13 protein-coding genes and 1 tRNA gene are annotated in these 16,280 nt (G+C 69.8%); 4 read left to right on the top strand and 10 right to left on the bottom strand.

Annotated elements, in window-relative coordinates; genetic code table 11:
• Nucleotides 1–127: 127 nt before the first annotated feature.
• From OG266_RS27985 to OG266_RS27955, 7 genes are all read right to left on the bottom strand, one after another.
• Nucleotides 128–772, bottom strand: a complete 645-nt coding sequence (locus tag OG266_RS27985) for a response regulator transcription factor (protein WP_266461354.1) — start codon at nt 770–772, stop codon at nt 128–130.
• Nucleotides 766–1,959: a sensor histidine kinase gene (locus OG266_RS27980; RefSeq protein WP_371548944.1), complete on the bottom strand. Its 1,194-nt coding sequence runs from the start codon at nt 1,957–1,959 to the stop codon at nt 766–768. The genes OG266_RS27985 and OG266_RS27980 overlap by 7 nt, the downstream gene beginning before the upstream one ends.
• A 364-nt stretch (nt 1,960–2,323) precedes the next feature.
• The gene (locus OG266_RS27975; protein WP_371548943.1) at nt 2,324–3,985 is read right to left on the bottom strand and encodes an AMP-binding protein; all 1,662 of its coding nucleotides are present in this window, start codon (nt 3,983–3,985) and stop codon (nt 2,324–2,326) included.
• Between the two features lie 49 nt (nt 3,986–4,034).
• Entirely contained in the window at nt 4,035–4,550 is a 516-nt protein-coding gene (locus OG266_RS27970; protein WP_371548942.1) for a DUF3592 domain-containing protein, read from the bottom strand.
• Between the two features lie 152 nt (nt 4,551–4,702).
• A complete protein-coding gene (locus OG266_RS27965) occupies nt 4,703–5,320 on the bottom strand; it encodes a lytic polysaccharide monooxygenase (RefSeq protein WP_266461342.1) in 618 nt (205 codons plus the stop codon).
• A gap of 197 nt (nt 5,321–5,517) precedes the next feature.
• A complete protein-coding gene (locus OG266_RS27960) occupies nt 5,518–6,714 on the bottom strand; it encodes an SPFH domain-containing protein (protein WP_371548941.1) in 1,197 nt (398 codons plus the stop codon).
• 84 nt (nt 6,715–6,798) lie between these two features.
• Nucleotides 6,799–8,226 (bottom strand): peptidoglycan-binding protein, encoded by a 1,428-nt coding sequence (locus OG266_RS27955; RefSeq protein WP_371548940.1) that lies wholly within the window; start codon nt 8,224–8,226, stop codon nt 6,799–6,801.
• Between the two features lie 177 nt (nt 8,227–8,403).
• On the opposite strand from OG266_RS27955, the gene OG266_RS27950 reads away from it, so the two are divergent.
• The 3 genes from OG266_RS27950 (at nt 8,404) to OG266_RS27940 (ending at nt 12,776) form a co-directional block, all read left to right on the top strand.
• A tRNA-Lys gene (locus tag OG266_RS27950) sits at nt 8,404–8,477 on the top strand.
• 406 nt (nt 8,478–8,883) lie between these two features.
• Nucleotides 8,884–10,842: a glycosyltransferase family 2 protein gene (locus tag OG266_RS27945; protein WP_371548939.1), complete on the top strand. Its 1,959-nt coding sequence runs from the start codon at nt 8,884–8,886 to the stop codon at nt 10,840–10,842.
• Complete coding sequence (locus OG266_RS27940; protein WP_266461330.1) at nt 10,839–12,776, top strand: kelch motif-containing protein; 1,938 nt, start codon at nt 10,839–10,841, stop codon at nt 12,774–12,776. Before OG266_RS27945 ends, OG266_RS27940 begins: the two co-directional genes overlap by 4 nt.
• Nucleotides 12,777–12,841: 65 nt before the next feature.
• Here OG266_RS27940 and OG266_RS27935 read toward each other — a convergent pair whose 3' ends face one another.
• Complete coding sequence (locus OG266_RS27935) at nt 12,842–13,846, bottom strand: glycoside hydrolase family 6 protein (RefSeq protein ID WP_371548938.1); 1,005 nt, start codon at nt 13,844–13,846, stop codon at nt 12,842–12,844.
• Nucleotides 13,847–14,011: 165 nt separating this feature from the next.
• Between OG266_RS27935 and OG266_RS27930 the strand changes: the two genes are divergently transcribed.
• The gene (locus tag OG266_RS27930; protein ID WP_266461324.1) at nt 14,012–14,779 is read left to right on the top strand and encodes a GAF and ANTAR domain-containing protein; all 768 of its coding nucleotides are present in this window, start codon (nt 14,012–14,014) and stop codon (nt 14,777–14,779) included.
• 291 nt (nt 14,780–15,070) lie between these two features.
• Here OG266_RS27930 and OG266_RS27925 read toward each other — a convergent pair whose 3' ends face one another.
• Nucleotides 15,071–15,736 (bottom strand): class F sortase, encoded by a 666-nt coding sequence (locus OG266_RS27925; RefSeq protein ID WP_371548937.1) that lies wholly within the window; start codon nt 15,734–15,736, stop codon nt 15,071–15,073.
• A gap of 1 nt (nt 15,737) precedes the next feature.
• Nucleotides 15,738–16,280 (bottom strand): hypothetical protein, encoded by a 543-nt coding sequence (locus OG266_RS27920; RefSeq protein ID WP_371548936.1) that lies wholly within the window; start codon nt 16,278–16,280, stop codon nt 15,738–15,740.

The raw sequence follows: 16,280 nt of genomic DNA, 5'->3' as shown, positions 1-16,280 counted from the left end.
GCGCCGACGCGGTTGTCCGGTGCATCCTCCCCCCGTGGAGCGCGGGGGATTCCTCGTGGGCGCATGGATATACGGAGCCGCGAAGTATCGGTCCAGGGAGGCGGCAACCGTGACGCCCCGGGCGCCCTCAGCCCCGCAGATATGCCAGTACGGCCAGCACCCGTCGGTGCGTGTCCTGGGCCGGAGGCAGGTCCAGCTTTCCCAGGATGTTGCCGATGTGTTTGCCGACGGCCGCCTCGGAGACGACCAGTTCGCGGGCGATCGCACCGTTGGACCTTCCCTCGGCCACCAGGCCGAGGACCTCGCGCTCGCGCGGAGTCAGCGCCTCCAGCGGATCGCGCCGCCGGCGCAGCAACTGCCGTACGACTTCGGGGTCCACGACCGTGCCACCCTCGGCGACCCGCCGCACCGCCTCCGCGAACTGCTCGACCTGGCCGACGCGGTCTTTGAGGAGGTAGCCGACTCCGGTGCCGTCCCCGGTGTCGAGGAGTTCGGCGGCGTAGGCGCGCTGGACGTACTGGCTGAGGACGAGCACCGGGAGCCGCGGGTCCGCCGTGCGCAGAGTGAGGGCGGCGCGCAGGCCCTCGTCCTGGAAGCCCGGGGGCATCCGTACGTCGGTGACGACGAGGTCGGGGGCGTGCGCCGAGACGGCGTCGCGGAGTGTATCGGCGTCGCCGACCGCCGCGACGACCTCGTGCCCGAAGCGGTTCAGCAGCCCCACGAGCCCCTCGCGCAGCAGCACGCTGTCCTCGGCGAGTACGACTCTCAGCAAGGGATCTCCATCGTCAGGACGGTCGGCCCACCGGGCGGGCTTTCGACGGTCAGTGTCCCATCGAGGACGGCCAGCCGGTCGGCGAGTCCGGTGAGCCCGGAGCCCGATCCGGGGTCGGCTCCCCCGCATCCGTCGTCCCGCACCTCGATCCTCAACCGGCCTTCCTCGTACCGCCCTTGGATCCACGCCCGTCCGGCCCCGCTGTGCCTGCCCACGTTGGCGAGCGCCTCCCGCACCGCGAAGTACGCGGCGGACTCCACCGGTTCGGCGAACCTCGGCAGCTCCACGTCCACCTCCACGGGTACGGCGGACCGGTCGGCGGCGTCGGCTATCGCGTCGCCGAGCCCGTAGTCGGCGAGCACCTGCGGATGGATGCCGTGGATCAACTCCCGTAGCTCGACGAGGACTTGATCCGCCTCCGCGTGGGCCTCCGTCAGCCGCGCCGCCAGCTCGGGTGGCGCGTCGAGGCGGGCCAGGCCCAGCCTCATGCTCAACGCCACCAGCCGCTGCTGCGCCCCGTCGTGCAGATCCCGCTCGATCCGCCGCCGCTCGGCCTCGAACGCCGCCACCAGACGGGCCCGGGACTTCGTCACCTCGGCGAGCTGCCCCTCGGCCTGGCGCGGCGCGAGCAGCAGCCGGGTGAGGGCGGCGCGGGCATGGGCGTACCGCACGAGGGGCCACCGGAGTACGAGGATGAGGGCGAGGCCGCCCGCGGCGCACAGGAACGCCTGCCCGTACGTGTGGATCAGCCACAGCTTGACGCCCCGGGTTTCCTCGCCGCCGACGATCGCGAGTTGTGCCGGCGTCCCGATCATCGCGCCGGGGATCCCGAGGGCGACGGTCAGTACCACCACGTCCAGCGGCCACAGCACGACCGCGAGCAGTAGGGCGTACCCCAGTTCGCGCCAGGTCGCCGGCTCGGTGAACCTGAGTCTGGCCCAGGCGGCGGGGCCGGGCTCGTCCGGGGTTCGGTGGGGGGTGGGCACCCGCGCCGGGTGGACGAGCTGCAGCCGCCATCGCTCCAGCGCCCCGACGGGTACGCCGGTCAGCGCGAGCAGCGCAAGAAGCGGCAGCCCGACGAGCACGGGGGTCAGCCCGGCCCCGACGATGCCGAGCAGCAGCATCCCGACGAGCAAGGGGGCGCCGACCAGGACGCCGCTGATGAGGTAGCGCACGGAACGGGTCACGCGCTCACGGTAGGCGGGGCGTGACCTCACGGAACATGGGGTCCGTGGGTGTACCAGGGGTAGGGCTGGGCATACCTTGCCGCCGGTTCGGGGCCTGCCCTCGCCGCCAGTTCGGGCCCCGCCCCACCCTCGCCGCCGGGCCGGGGCCGCGCGACCCCACCGTCGGGCCGGCCTCGCGGCCCTGACCGCCGGGCCGGGCTCGCGACTTTCACCGCCGCGTCAGCCCCCGCCACCCTCACCACCGAGCCGAACTCGCCACCGTCACCGCCGCGTCAGGCCCCGCCTCCCCCACCACCGAGCCGGACTCACCACCGTCACAGCCAGGCCGAGCCCGCCACCCTCACCGTCAAGCCAGGGGCCAGCCCTACCTCGTCAGCAACTCCTCGCGCCCCCGCGCCCGGTACTCCTCGACCAGCTCCTCGACCTCCGCCTCCGCCAGCCTCCGGTAGGCGCACTCCCCCGGCGGCCGCCACCAGACCGGGTCCGCGCATCTGAAGCCCTCGCGCCGGAGTCCGACCCGGTGGACCTTGTTCGTCGCCGTGACGGGCATCCGCTCCACGATGCGTATGAAGCGAGGGGCCATCTTGGTCCCCAAGTCGGGCTGGGACAGCAGGAATTCACCGAAGTCGAGCGGATCGAAGGAGACGGCGGACCGCAGCGCGACGGCTGCCATGACCTGGTCGCCCGCGACCGCGTCCGGCACGGCGTACACCGCCACAGCGGCAGCGCCCTCGTACCGGGCGAGGATGTTCTCGATCACGGCGGCGGCGAGGTTCTCGCTGTCGACGCGCAGCCGGTCGTCGGTGCGGCCGGCGAAGTACAGGTATCCGTCGGCGTCCCGGTAGAAGAGGTCGCCGGTCCAGTACCAGCCGTCGCGCCTGCGGTCGGCGTCCGCGGCCGGGTTGCGCCAGTAGCCCTCGAAGGGGTTGGGGCCCCGGTTCACCAACTCTCCTATTGCGTCGGCCCCGTTGAGCAGCCGCCCGTCCCCGGCGAAGACGGCGGCCGGGCATTCGCGCAGCGTGCCGGGGTCGACCACGGCGAGGTCGTCGTCGGGTGCCGCCCGTCCGATCGCCCCGGCCGGGGTGCCGGAGGTCCGCTGGATGGCCGCGCCGCCCTCGGAAGAGCCGTAGCCCTCGACGAGGCGCACCCCGAAGCGCCGCTCGAAGGCGGCCGCGTCGACCGCGCCGGCCTCTGTTCCGAAGCCCATGCGCAGTGGGTTGTCGCGGTCGTCGGGGTGGGCCGGGGTCGCCAGGATGTACTGGACGGCGCGCCCCACATAGGTGAAGTACGTGGCCCGGCAGGCCCGTACGTCCGCGAGGAACCCGGAGGCCGAGAAGCGCCGCCGCAGCGCCACTCCCGCGCCCGCGGCCAGCGCGGGTGCCCAGTCGGCGATCACCGCGTTGCCGTGGAACATCGGCATGCAGATGTAGTGCGTGTCCTCCCGCCGCACGCCGAAGTGGTCGACGAGCGACTGCCCCGCGGCGGCGAGCCTGCCCTGGGTGCAGATCGCGGCCTTGGGGGCGCCGGTCGAGCCGGAGGTGAAGTAGAGGAGCAGGCGGTCGTCGGGGGAGGCCGAGGACGCGTCGGGCTTCGTGCCCTCGTACGGCGTGAGGAGGTCGGCGTACGCGTCCGTGTCGGTCACCAGGACGCGTACGCCCGGGAGTTCGAGACCGTCGAGGAGCGGCAGGTGGGCCTGTTCGGTGATCAGGACGCGGCACTCGGTGTGCAGGATGTCGCGGGCCAGTTCGGGGCCGCGCCGGGTCGGGTTGATGCCCGCGACGGCGGCACCCGCGAGGGCGGCCGCGCTCAACCACATCGGGTACTCGGGGGTGTTGTCGAGCAGCACGCCGAGGTGCGGCGGCTCGGCACGTGGCGGCAGCAGGTCGGCGAGCAGCGCCGCCCGGGCCGCCGCGCCCGCCGCCACCCGGTGGTGGCTCAGGACCCGCCCCTCGAACCACAGCCCCGGCCGGTGGTCGTTCCACCGTTCCTGCACGAGCTCCGCGACGGTACGCCTCATGGATCCCATGGGGGCGCACCATAATTGACGTACCGTCAGATGGGGAGGGTCGCGGGACCTACGGCACTTCGTCGTAGGGCACGTCCGGCTCCTCATAGGTCACGTGCGACCCTCCGAAGGGCATGTCGAACGATGAGCTCATCTGGTGATACGTGACCATGAAGCCGATGCAGAAGGCGGCGGCCACTCCGAGGAAGACCAGGATGCCGATAGTGCCCGCGGCGGCCTTGACCGGGCTCGGCGCGTGGGCGGTGGCCTTCTCGGGTCGCTCGGCGGTGTAGTGGACGGTGACGATGTCGCCTTCGACGATCGTGGAGGGACCGCTGCTCTCGTCGAAGCGGACCGTCCGGCCCTCGCGCGTCCGGAACTCGTAGACATGGTGCAGCGTCGTGGACACGGAGCTGTCGCCACCGCCGCCACTGGTCGTCGTGTACGAGCGCAGACAGCGCGCCTCGGCGGTCAGCCCGCTGTTCCAGGCGCTGCGCAGCTCCAGTGAGCGGCGGATGATCCTGACCGCCGCGAATGCCACCAGGGCGATGATCAACCCCGGTACGGCGTAGAAGAACACGTCCATAGCGATTCCCCGTTGTTCGGTGCAGTTGCAGTTCCCCGCACGCCGACCTGGTCTTGTCGGCGTGCGGGGAACCTACCCGCTGGGGATGTCGGTGCAGCTCAAGGGAGCCTCAGAAAACAAGGTCCCTTCAGGTCGCCCTGGGACGTGACGTTCTAGAACGTGACGTCCGAGCAGGCGTAGAACGCGTTGGCCGTGTCGGCGATCGTCCACACCGCGACGATGACGTGGTGCCCGGTCCGGCCCGTGGGAATCGTGCCACTGTGCGAGATCGTGGACGGCGGGCGCGCGTTGTTGTAGGGGACGGTGAGGAACGGCGTGGTGTTCAGGTCCGAGCGCGCGAGCGCGTGGTTCTGATTCCAGCCCTGCTTGGTGAGGTAGTACTTGAAGTCGGTCGTGGCGTGCATGGCGGTGAACTGCCAGCGGAACGTGTAGCTGGCCCCGCCGGTGACCCTGGTCGTCGGCCAGGCGCCGCCCGACGGAGTCGTCGGACTGTTGAGCTGACCGAATTCGGTGTGGTTGGCCGAGCAGATCTGGCCGTCGGCCGCACCTGCCGCGGGGAAGCCCTTCGGGCCCTCCACGCTCTGCGGCTCCCACTGGATGTTGCCGCAGTTGGTCACCGTGCCGTTCTGACACAGCTTCTGCCGGCTGATGGGGAGGTCGGTGTAGCCGTGGCCGCTGGCACCGCCGCTGGAGAGCACGAGCGCTCCCGTCGTGGCGAGGCCGACCATGCCCGCGTACCACTTCGCTTTCCTGGTCGCACGTATGCGCATCCTGCCGCTCCTGAGGACGTGGGGGAGGTTCACATGAGCTGAGCGCGAGATGTTTCAGGTCTAGACCAAGTCTCAGATTATTACCAGGACTTGAACATGTCCAGACCAATTTCAGAAATGGCCGACGCCCGCTTCCCGCCCGTCCCGCATCAACGACTCCGGCTACTCCCCGCTCCGTCCCATGCGGACAATCACGGCTACTCCCCGCTCCGTCCCGTGTAGAACGCCACCGTCAAGTCCTTCACCAGCGCCTTGCGTTCGTAGTCGTCGAGCTCCACCAGGCCCCGCATGGTCAGCCGGGTCACCGTGTCCTCGACCGAGTCGACGACGGAGGTGAGCACGGTGTCGCGGTGCTGGGCGTCCAGCGCGGCGATCCGGCGGCGCTGCATCACGGCGGCCACCTCGGGCGCGTACTCGATCTTCGTCGGCTGGGCCGAGAAGACCTCGAGGCCGACCGGCGCCGTGTCCGCGGCCACCAGCCGGGTCAGCGCCTCGCCGACGGCCTCGGTGTTGCGCAGGGTCGCGTCCTTGACGACGGCGGGCGGCAGTTCGGCCGGGAGCCGCGAGAGCACCCGCGAGAGCGCCGCCTCCACACACTCCCGCAGATACGTCTGGTGGTCGTCCACGCCGAGCGTGGCGCGCGCGGTGTCCCTGACCCGCCAGACGACGAGCACCACCACCCGCAGCGCGACCCCGTTGGCGTCGACCGCGGACATCGGCTCACTGCGCCAGTGCCGCAGGCGTACGTCGACCCGGCGGCGTAGCACCAGCGGGTTGACCCACATGAGCCCGGTGCGCCGGACCGTGCCGCGGTACCGGCCGAACAGCCCGAGCACCCAGGCCCGCCCGGTCCGCCCCCGCGCGAGACCGCCGAGGCCGAACAGACCGAGCGCGCCCGCTCCGGCGTACGCCGCCCACTGCGCCGGTCCGAGCCCGGCGCCGCCGTGTCCGGGCAGTCCAAGCGCCTGCGTCACCGGGGGCGGCAGGACGCCCGCCCACCACGAGGTGAGTACACATCCGGCCATCCCACAGGCCCCGGCCAGCACTCCCACCGCTCCGGGCAGCACCCGTGCGGGGCGCTCCACCAGTTCGGGGTCGATCTCCGGCACCGGGCGCGGGGCGGCCCTGCCGGGCACGGGACGCCGGACGCGCGGCTGCTCGCCCGTGCCACGCCGCCGGCCCACGACGGCGGGCGCCAGCGGGACGGACACCGGCTCGGGATCGTCCCTGAACAGCAGGTGCACGGGGATCTCGGTGGTCGCCTCGTTGTGGATGAGCCTGGTGGAGCGCGCGCCGCCCTCGCGCGCGCCCCCGCCCTCTGTTGCCGGTTCCGGCCCGGGCACCTGGGAGGACTGCCCTTCGGAATCCGGGGTGTGTGAAGTCGTCGTACTCATACCTGCCTCCATGCCTCCGCGCCTGGAAGATTCATGAGAAGTCGAGAAACGGTGAAGCCGGGAAACGATGAAGCCGGGAAGGATTCAGGAGAAGAGCCGCCGCCAGGTCTCCGGCCCCGGGTACCCGTCCGCCGCGCCGCCGCGCCAGCCCTGCGCCCGCTGGAACGCCTCGACGTTGCGCCGGTCCGCCTCGCCCCAACGGGGTCCCGGACCCGAGCTGTAGTACTTGCCGAACCCCTTCTTGACCAGTCGCTTTCCCAGCCGGCTGACGTGTGCGTTGTTCGCCCCCGGCCGGAACATCCCGCGCCCCGGATAGCCGGGCACCCCGTGCGAGGAGGCGCCCGATCCGTGCGGTCCCGGGCCGTGCGCCCCCGTCTGCCCGGGGCTGCCCCCGAGCGGAATGTCCTCCGGGGGAATGTCCTCCTGAGGAACGTCCGCCGGAGGAATGTCCTTGCCCTTCTTGCCCACCAGGTACGACCAGGTCAGCTTCCCCGGCAGCCCGTCCGCCGCCGCTCCCGTCCAGCCCTGCGCCCGCTGGAACGCCTGGGTGGCCCGCCGGTCCGCGGTCGACCAGCGGGGGCCGGGACCCGAGGTGTAGAAGCGGGCCGCGCCGCGCTCCATGAGGAGCCGGCCCAGCTGGGTGACGTACTTGTTGTTCGCGCCGGGCCCGAAGTAGACGGCTCCCGGGTAGCGGCTGGGCGCCTTGGGCGCCGACGGCTTCGCCCCGCTCGCGCTCTCCGTCAGCCCCTTGTAGCGGTAGGCCAAATAACGGTCCTCGTTGCTCCAGTACGGGTACGGGGTGGCCTGCTTCCGGGCGTGCGGGGGTGCCGCCTCGTACGCGACGTAATAGGTGTGCGTGTAGTCCGTCCAGCCGCCGAAAATGACGACGTGCGAGCCTTTCTCGGGGTTCGCCGGATTGTGGAAGAGAAGAATGTCGCCGGGCTGGAGCTGCTCACGTTTAATGCGTACGCCGAGCGTGTCGAGGCTGCCCGTCCATTCGTTGCCCGGCAGGTTCCAGGCCATCGAGACAAAGCCGGAGCAGTCCTGCCGGTAGCCGTCCGACCAGTACTCGCTCATGCTGTACGGCACTTCCGCGTCGATCCATGTCTTGGCCCGGTTGATGATCTCGGCCCGGGTGGTCGCGGGTGCCTTGGAGACGGTGCCGGGCTTTCCGTGGGCCGCCGGTTTTCCCGCCGGACCGTGCAGCGGGGCCTTGCTGCCTTGCGGGGTGTCGGGCTCGTCACCTGCGGGGATGCCGGGCCGGGCGGGTCCGTGGGCGGCCGCGACCGCCGTCATCGGTGGGCCCGCGCCGAGGACGGTGCCGGCCGCCGCGGCCAGGACGAGAGCCCTGCGGGCCGCCGGACGGCCCACGGGACCGGAAAGGGAGGAAAGGAAAGAGGGAGGGGAAGAGGCAGGGGAAGAGGAATAGGGCATGACGCGTCGCCAGTGCACGCATCCGGGGCAGTCGCAGTCCCTCGCGGCATCGAATTCCTCGAATACCGGAGCCTTCATGCGATTCCCCTCACACTCCAGGTCGAAATCTCCGCGCTTCTGCACAGGCGCAGTTTCTCAACTGTCATCCGGTGTCGCATGTTGACGGTCCGAATGATGTACAGGGCGTGCGCGCCAAGGGGACCGCCGGGGTCCGGGGCACCCTTCCCGGTCGGGTAGAGTTCCCCGGGTCGGCGCGCGCCGCTAGCTCAGTTGGTTAGAGCAGCTGACTCTTAATCAGCGGGTCCGGGGTTCGAGTCCCTGGCGGCGCACAGACCGGAGGGCCACTCGCAGCAGCGAGGGGCCCTCCGTCATATGCCACTACAACCCCTTCGTCGTACACGCGTCCCAATTAGCGCGTATGACCGGTTAACACCGCGTTTCGCATCTTGCGATCATGATGTAAGGCGTAGAACCCTGGGCTTCAAGGGACTGTCGATAACTGACAGTTGGGGGCAAGGTCGGTTGCGTATATGACGGGGAAGTTGGGGGCCCCGGTTCATGAACAGATGCCGAGGGGGGCATCATGCAACCGGAAGGTCGTCGTTCCATGTCTGTCTTATGGAGATGATGTGGTGACGCTGGCCTGCCAGTGATGCGTCCGGGACGGTCTAGGGGGACCCGAGCGGACGACTGAACCGACGAACACGCGGGCATCCGCGTGCGGGGGGATGACTCATGACGTCGACGCCGACCGGCGCCCGGCAGAACTTCGACCCGTCCGAAACAACCCAGCTCAGGGTGCCGTCGCACCGGACCGGCGGCTTCCGCAGGATCAAGAAGACGCTGCCGAGATACGACTACGAGCACTACAGCCGGCTCGCGGGACCCCTCACACAGCCCGATCCGAACAAGCCGTACAAGGTGCAGTACCGCTCACTGCTGTCGCAGGAGCCGCACCGCATACGGGCCGCGCTCATGCTGGGTGCCGCTCCGCTGCTCTCGCTGGTGCTGCTGACCTGGCTGCTCCAGCCCGCGCACTGGACGGAACGCGACTATCCCGCGTACGACTTCCTGCCGGCCCTCGACATCGTGATGCTGGTCTCGATCGGCCTGATCGAACTCTTCCGCTGCCTGAACGTGCTGTCGAACGCGCACGCCACCCTGGTCGCCCGCGACCCCATCCCGGTGGTGCCCGAGACCGGCACGAGAGTCGCCTTCCTCACCTCGTTCGTACCCGGCAAGGAGCCCCTCGCCATGGTGACGAAGACCCTGGAGGCGGCCGTCAAGATCCGCCACCGGGGTCTTCTGCACATCTGGCTCCTGGACGAGGGCGACGACCCGGAGGTGAAGGAGGTCTGCGCGCGCCTGGGTGTGCACCACTTCTCCCGCAAGGGCATCGCGAAGTGGAACATGCCCAAGGGCCCGCACCGCGCCAAGACCAAGCACGGCAACTACAACGCCTGGCTGGACGCGCACGGCGGCGACTACGACTACTTCGCCTCCGTCGACACCGACCACGTGCCGCTGCCCAACTACCTGGAGCGGATGCTCGGCTTCTTCCGCGACCCGGACGTCGGCTTCGTCATCGGCCCGCAGGTGTACGGCAACTACGACAACGTCATCACCAAGGCCGCCGAGTCGCAGCAGTTCCTCTTCCACGCCCTGATCCAGCGCGCCGGAAACGCCTACGGCTCCCCGATGTTCGTGGGCACCTCCAACGCCGTACGCATCAAGGCGCTGAAGCAGATCGGCGGTCTGTACGACTCGATCACCGAGGACATGGCGACCGGCTTCGAGATCCACCGCGCCAAGAACCCGGCCACCGGCAAGAAGTGGCGCTCGGTCTACACGCCGGACGTGCTCGCGGTCGGCGAGGGTCCCAACGCCTGGACGGACTTCTTCACCCAGCAGCTGCGCTGGTCGCGGGGCACGTACGAGACGATCCTCAAGCAGTACTGGAAGGGCTGGTACTCGCTGCCGCCGAGCAAGCTCTTCAACTACACGATGATGATCATCTTCTACCCGATGTCGGCCCTCAACTGGATCCTCGCGGCGCTGAGTTGCGCCCTGTTCCTGGGCCTCGGCGCATCGGGTGTGAACATCGACCCGACGGTCTGGCTGATGCTGTACGGCAACGCGTCCGCCCTGCAGATCGGGCTCTACATCTGGAACCGCCGCCACAACGTCTCGCCGCACGAGCCCGAGGGCAGCGGCGGCGTGGCGGGCATGATGATGTCGGCCCTCTCGGCGCCGATCTACGCCCGCTCGCTCATGGACGCCGTACTGCGCCGCAAGAGCAAGTTCGTGGTGACCCCCAAGGGCGACTCGGCGAGCCCCGACACACTGTTCGGGACCTTCCGGATCCACCTGTTCTTCATCCTGGTCTTCGCCGGCTCGATCACCGCCGGCGTCCTGCTCGGGCACTCCCACCCCGCGATGATCATCTGGGCCACCTTCGCCCTGCTGATAACCGCCTCGCCGATCTTCGCCTGGCGCTGGACGATGCGGCAGGACAGGAAGAAGCCCAAGCACGCGGCGGAAGCCGCCGAGCCGGTACCGCTGCCACCGCAGGCCTCGGTTCCCCAGCAGGAGCAGCACGGCCCGCACGCCCCGCAGCACAAGCCCCACTGGGCCGCCGCGAACGGTGGGAACGACCAGACCATGCAGATTTCCCTTGGGGGACATAAGAAATGAAAGACGGTGCCAGCCGCCGCCGTGCCCGTCGTCTTGCGATAGGCGCGGCGGTGGTTCTCGCGCTGGCCGGGATGAACGGCCCGTGGCTGTATCGCTTCGGGACGGAGCAGTACCACCAGTACAAGATCAACAAGCCGGAGTACAAGGCCGAGAACGGCCACTGGGACGTCATCGACTTCCCCGAGGAGTTCCGCCAGAACACCATCCACGCGGCCCTGCTGCACACCGGCAAGATCCTGCTCATCGCGGGCTCCGGCAACGACCAGGACAACTTCGACGCGAAGAAGTTCGACACCCGGATCTGGGACCCGGTCGAGGGCACCATCAAGAAGGTCCCGACACCGGCCGACCTCTTCTGCACCGGCCACACCCAGCTCGCCAACGGCAATCTGCTGATCGCGGGCGGCACCAAGCGCTACGAGAAGATGAAGGGTGACGTCACCAAGGCCGGCGGCCTGATGGTCGTGCACAACGAGAACCCGGACGAGCCGATCACCCTGCCCGCGGGCACCAAGTTCACGGGCAAGGAGAACGGCAAGACCTTCGTGTCGAAGGACCCGGTGCTCGTCCCGCGCGCCAAGAAGGTCTTCGACCCGGACACCGGCGAGTTCCTGCGCAACGACCCCGGCCTCGGCCGTATCTACGTCGAGGCGCAGAAGAGCGGCACCGAGTACGAGACGGGCACCCAGGACAACTACCGCGTCCAGGGCCTCACCGGCACCGACGCCCGCAACACGTACGGCATAGCGGAGAAGCTCGCCCTGGACAAGAAGGACTTCCAGGGGATCAAGGACGCCTACGAGTTCGATCCGGTCGCCGAGAAGTACATCAAGGTCGACCCGATGAACGAGGCCCGCTGGTACCCGACGCTGACCACCCTCTCGGACGGCAAGATCCTCAGCCTCTCCGGTCTGGACGAGATCGGCCAGCTGGTACCGGGCAAGAACGAGGTCTTCGACCCGAAGACCAAGAAGTGGACGTACACCGAGGGCATCCGGCAGTTCCCGACCTACCCGGCGATCTCCCTGATGCAGTCCGGCGAGCTCTTCTACTCCGGCTCGAACGCGGGTTACGGCCCCGATGACGTGGGCCGCGACCCCGGTATCTGGGACGTGGACACCAACAAGTTCACCAAGCTGCCCGGTATGAGCGACCCGAACCTCCTGGAGACCTCCGGGACGGTGCTGCTGCCGCCCGCGCAGGACGAGAAGTACATGGTCATCGGCGGTGGCGGGGTCGGCGAGTCCAACAAGTCCAGCGAGAAGACCCGGATCATCGACCTGCTCGCGGACGACCCGAAGTTCGTGAACGGGCCGTCACTGGAGAAGGGCACCCGCTACCCACAGTCCTCGATCCTCCCCGACGACAGCGTGCTGATCTCGGGCGGCTCGGAGGACTACCGCGGGCGCGGCGACTCCAACATCCTCCAGGCGCGGATCTACGACGCGAAGTCGGGCGAGCTGAACCGGGTCGCCGACCCGCTGGTGGGCCGCAACTACCACTCGGGCTCGCTGCTGCTGCCCGACGGCCGCGTGATGTTCTTCGGCTCGGACTCGCTCTACTCCGACGAGGCCAACACCAAGCCCGGCGTGTTCGAGCAGCGCATCGAGATCTACACGCCGCCGTACCTGTTCCACGGCTCGCAGCCCACGCTCTCCGACGGCCCGGAGACGATCGCCCGCGGCGCCTCGGGAACCTTCAAGACGCAGCACGCCTCGTCCATCAAGACTGCCCGGCTGATCCGGCCGAGCGCGTCCACCCATGTCACCGACACCGACCAGCGGTCCATCGCGCTGGACCTGAAGAAGACGAAGGACGGCATCACGGTGACGGTGCCGAAGAACCGGAACCTGGTCGAATCCGGCTGGTACATGCTGTTCGTGACGGATGATCAGGGGACGCCCAGCAAGGCTCAGTGGGTCAAGGTGCCCTGATCTCCTGAGAGTTACGTGACTGGGGGCGCCCTTCTCCTCGAAGGGCGCCCCCAGTCACGTACGAACTACTTGGAAGCCTCGGCCAGCTTCAGGGCGTAATCCGCCCACCACTCACCGGCCTTGGGCCCGCCCTTGCACTCGCCGTCCGACTCCCCCGGCCGCTTGACCCACAGATACGCGTCGACGAGCGGATCCACGGTCTTGGTCGTCGGAGTCTCGCCCAGCGCGCGGCCCGGCGGGTTGCACCAGTTCTCGTCGGCCTCGCCCTGCGTGTACGGCCCGTTGCCGTTGCGGCTGGTGTCGATGACGAAGGGCTTGCCGCCGACCTTCGCCGAGAGCTGCTTGCCGTACGCGACGGAGTCCGCGGTCGTGTAGAAGTTCGAGACGTTGACCGCGAAGCCGTCGGCCGTCTCGATGCCCGCCCACTGGAGCGGCTCGAAGATCTGGTCGGGGTGGCCCCAGCCCGCGTTGCCCGCGTCCACGTACACCTTCGTGTTCTTCAGGGCCTTGAGCGTGCTGATGGCGCCCTTGAGGAGGTCGTAGCGCTCCTCGTGGAACTCCTCCGGGGTGCACTGGTTGACCAGGTGCAGGACGGCGTCCGGCTCCAGGATCACCGTGGCGGGCCGGTCCTCGATGCCCTTGGCGACCCCGTCGATCCAGGTCCGGTAGGCGTTGCCGTCGGCGGCGCCGCCCTGCGAGAACTGGCCGCAGTCGCGGTGCGGGATGTTGTAGAGGACCAGGATCGCGTCCCGGTCGGCCTTCTCGGCGGCCTCGGTGAAGCCGCGCGCCTCCTGCTCCGGGTTCTCCGGACCGATCCACTCACCGGTCGGCTGCTGGGCGATCTTGCGGATCTGCTCGGCGTCGTCGTCCTTGCCTGCCTTCACGTACGCGGCGACCTGCGCGGCCGCGTTCCCGTCCGGGTTGACCCAGAACGGGTCCGAGTTCTTGGGCTGTTGTGTGACCTTGGCACCGGAGTTGTTGTCCTTCTCGCCGTCGCCCCCCGAGGAGAAACACCCCGCGAGCAGCAGTGCCGCCCCCGCCACTGCCACCGCCTGCCTACTGCCGTACATCCAACTCCCCCTTGGGTGTACTCGTCCGAAGGGTCAATCCTGACATAGGTCTCGCGCCGCCCACGAGATCGCCCACCCCTTGGTGGAGAGCTGTTACAGCTCCGGGCCTCCGGGTAGGCACGGGCTGAGCGGGAAGGCGCGGGACAACGGAATCGGGGTAGGGACATGCACCTGAGTACCCGGGAAACGCTGCTGGCATCGGCCCTTCTTGAGGCCTCGGACACGCTGTCCGACAGTTTCGACGCCGAGCACTATCTGCAGCGCCTGTCCGATCACGTCGTGGAGATCCTGGGTGCGCGGGCCGCCGGTGTCATGCTGATCGACGGCGGCCAGGCGGTGTCCCTCGCGGTGAGCAGCCGCCGGCAGGAGATCGCGCTCGACCTGATGGCCGTCCAGCATCAGGGCGGACCCTGCCTGGACAGCTACGGCACGGGACGGCCGGTCCCGCCAGTCGCGATCAGCGTCGCCCATGCCGCCTCCCGCTGGCCCGACTTCACGGAGCGGGCACTGCGCCACGACATCGCCTCGACCTTCGCGGTCCCGCTGCGCCGCCGGGAGACCCTGCTCGGCGCGCTCAACGTCTTCGTGCCCACCCTGCCCGAGCACACCGACCCGCCCGAGGACGACTGGAGTGTGCGGCTGGCCCAGGTCCTCGCCGACGCGGCGGCCGTCGGGCTGCAGAACCACCGGGTGTACGACCAGTACCGCACCCTGGCGGGGCAGTTGCAGGGCGCCCTGTCCAGCCGCGTACGCATCGAGCAGGCGAAGGGCATGCTCGCCGAGCGCTGGAGCACCGGGGTCGATCAGGCGTTCCTCACGCTGCGCCAGTACGCGCGCCGGCACCGGCTGCCGCTCGACGAGGTCGCGACGGGAGTGATCGAGGGGTCGGTGGACCGCGACGAGCTGGGCGGGGGCCCGGAAACGGCCCGATAAGGCGCGGTCCACCTGCGCGGATTACGCAGCGACACCGGCTGTCGACTTGGCGTCAAACAGCCTCTAGGCCGGAACGCTGATCCCCTCTACAGTTGCCTCAAACGGCCCCAGCCCCTGGCCAGTTGGCCGGACCGCGATATTCGCGGATTGGTCCCAGTACCTCCCGTGCCGGACGCCGGGTTACTCCCGCAGCCCGTGCGCGCGCGGTCGAGGACCAGCCCGGTCGGCGGCTCCGGGGGAGCGGTCGTCGACCGGGCCAGGTAATTCGCCGCCCGTGTGACCCCGGTGGGCTCAGAGTCCGCTTCCGGTGAGGTACGCCGACACGATCACGTTCGCCGTATAGGTGCGGCTCGTCGCGTCGAAGGTGCCGCCGCAGGTGATGAGCCTCAGCTCCGCGCGGCCCGACTGCCGTGTCCCGTAGGCCTGTTGGGCGTCGAACTGGTCGCGGGAGAGGACCCGTACGTCGTCCACGGTGAACTCGGCGACCGTCCCGTCGTCGCGGATCACCCGGACGGTCTCGCCCGGCCGTACCGCGCTGAGCTTGTAGAAGACCGCGGGCCGGGTCTCGGTGTCGACGTGCCCCACAAGGAGCGCGGTCCCGGCCGCCCCCGGTTTCGCCCCGGCGCCGTACCAGCCGACCACACCCGGCTGGTCGAAGGGCGGCGGATCGATCGCGCCCTGCGGATCGAGTCCGCGGGCCACGACGGGCGCCTGCACCCCCATCGAGGGGATGTCGAGGCGCTGCGGTTTCGCGTCCCCCAACGGCCGCTTCGCAGGCGGCAGTTGCACCTCGGGCGGTCTGCCGACCGCCGCCATGTCCCCGGTGGTCGGCGCCGATATCCCCTGCCGTACGTCCGTCACCTCGCGGCCCCACAGCCAGAGCCCGAGCAGCAGTACCGCCCAGGCGACACCCGTGAGCAGGCGCCCGGCAGCGGAGGAGCGCTCCTTGTCGGACATGTCAGTCGCGGGCCTCGCCGTGACGGCTCCGGCGGGCGCTGCGGACCGCCACGGCCACGGCCGCGACACTCGCGAGGACCAGGCCGATCACCGCCTGCCGGGTGCCGGGGCCCGTCTCACGGGCGTCCACCAGGGCGAGGTGCGCGGTACCGCCGCCGCCCGCGTGCACGGGCGCGACCGGCGAGGCGGGGGCGGAGGGGCTGGGGCCGCCGCCTGCCGCGACGGTGACCGTGCCCTTGACCTTGTCGTCGTAGCCGTCGCAGCTGACCTTGATGTCGTAGGTGCCGGACTTGAGCGAGGTGGGCACACGGCTGTCGCCGACGAGTGCGCCGTCCTTGCCCGTGAGCTGCGCGTCCGCGACGAACGCGGCCGATTTCGCGGTGCCGGTCTGCCCCGCGCACCCCGTCGCCCGCAGCTGGATGTCGCTGCCGGGGGCCGGGGAAGCCGGGGTCACCCAGACGCCCGCGTCGGCCGCGTAGGCGGCGGGAGCGAGCGCGGCCGCCACCACCGCCCCGGCACAGAGAGTGATTCGCAGTGAGCGCAT

This window comes from Streptomyces sp. NBC_00554, from assembly GCF_041431135.1.
Taxonomy (GTDB): domain Bacteria; phylum Actinomycetota; class Actinomycetes; order Streptomycetales; family Streptomycetaceae; genus Streptomyces.
The sequence above is the reverse complement of the archived record's forward strand: the minus strand, read 5'-3'. Positions and strand labels throughout refer to the sequence as shown.

What these genes read in the sequence shown, in the direction of transcription:
- OG266_RS27920 (WP_371548936.1), bottom strand. Translation starts at nt 16,280, where the DNA reads ATGCGCTCACTGCGAATCACTCTCTGTGCCGGGGCGGTGGTGGCGGCC.
- OG266_RS27935 (WP_371548938.1), bottom strand. Translation starts at nt 13,846, where the DNA reads ATGTACGGCAGTAGGCAGGCGGTGGCAGTGGCGGGGGCGGCACTGCTG.
- OG266_RS27940 (WP_266461330.1), top strand. Translation starts at nt 10,839, where the DNA reads ATGAAAGACGGTGCCAGCCGCCGCCGTGCCCGTCGTCTTGCGATAGGC.
- OG266_RS27960 (WP_371548941.1), bottom strand. Translation starts at nt 6,714, where the DNA reads ATGAGTACGACGACTTCACACACCCCGGATTCCGAAGGGCAGTCCTCC.
- OG266_RS27945 (WP_371548939.1), top strand. Translation starts at nt 8,884, where the DNA reads ATGACGTCGACGCCGACCGGCGCCCGGCAGAACTTCGACCCGTCCGAA.
- OG266_RS27965 (WP_266461342.1), bottom strand. Translation starts at nt 5,320, where the DNA reads ATGCGCATACGTGCGACCAGGAAAGCGAAGTGGTACGCGGGCATGGTC.
- OG266_RS27925 (WP_371548937.1), bottom strand. Translation starts at nt 15,736, where the DNA reads ATGTCCGACAAGGAGCGCTCCTCCGCTGCCGGGCGCCTGCTCACGGGT.
- OG266_RS27970 (WP_371548942.1), bottom strand. Translation starts at nt 4,550, where the DNA reads ATGGACGTGTTCTTCTACGCCGTACCGGGGTTGATCATCGCCCTGGTG.
- OG266_RS27975 (WP_371548943.1), bottom strand. Translation starts at nt 3,985, where the DNA reads ATGGGATCCATGAGGCGTACCGTCGCGGAGCTCGTGCAGGAACGGTGG.
- OG266_RS27955 (WP_371548940.1), bottom strand. Translation starts at nt 8,226, where the DNA reads ATGAAGGCTCCGGTATTCGAGGAATTCGATGCCGCGAGGGACTGCGAC.
- OG266_RS27930 (WP_266461324.1), top strand. Translation starts at nt 14,012, where the DNA reads ATGCACCTGAGTACCCGGGAAACGCTGCTGGCATCGGCCCTTCTTGAG.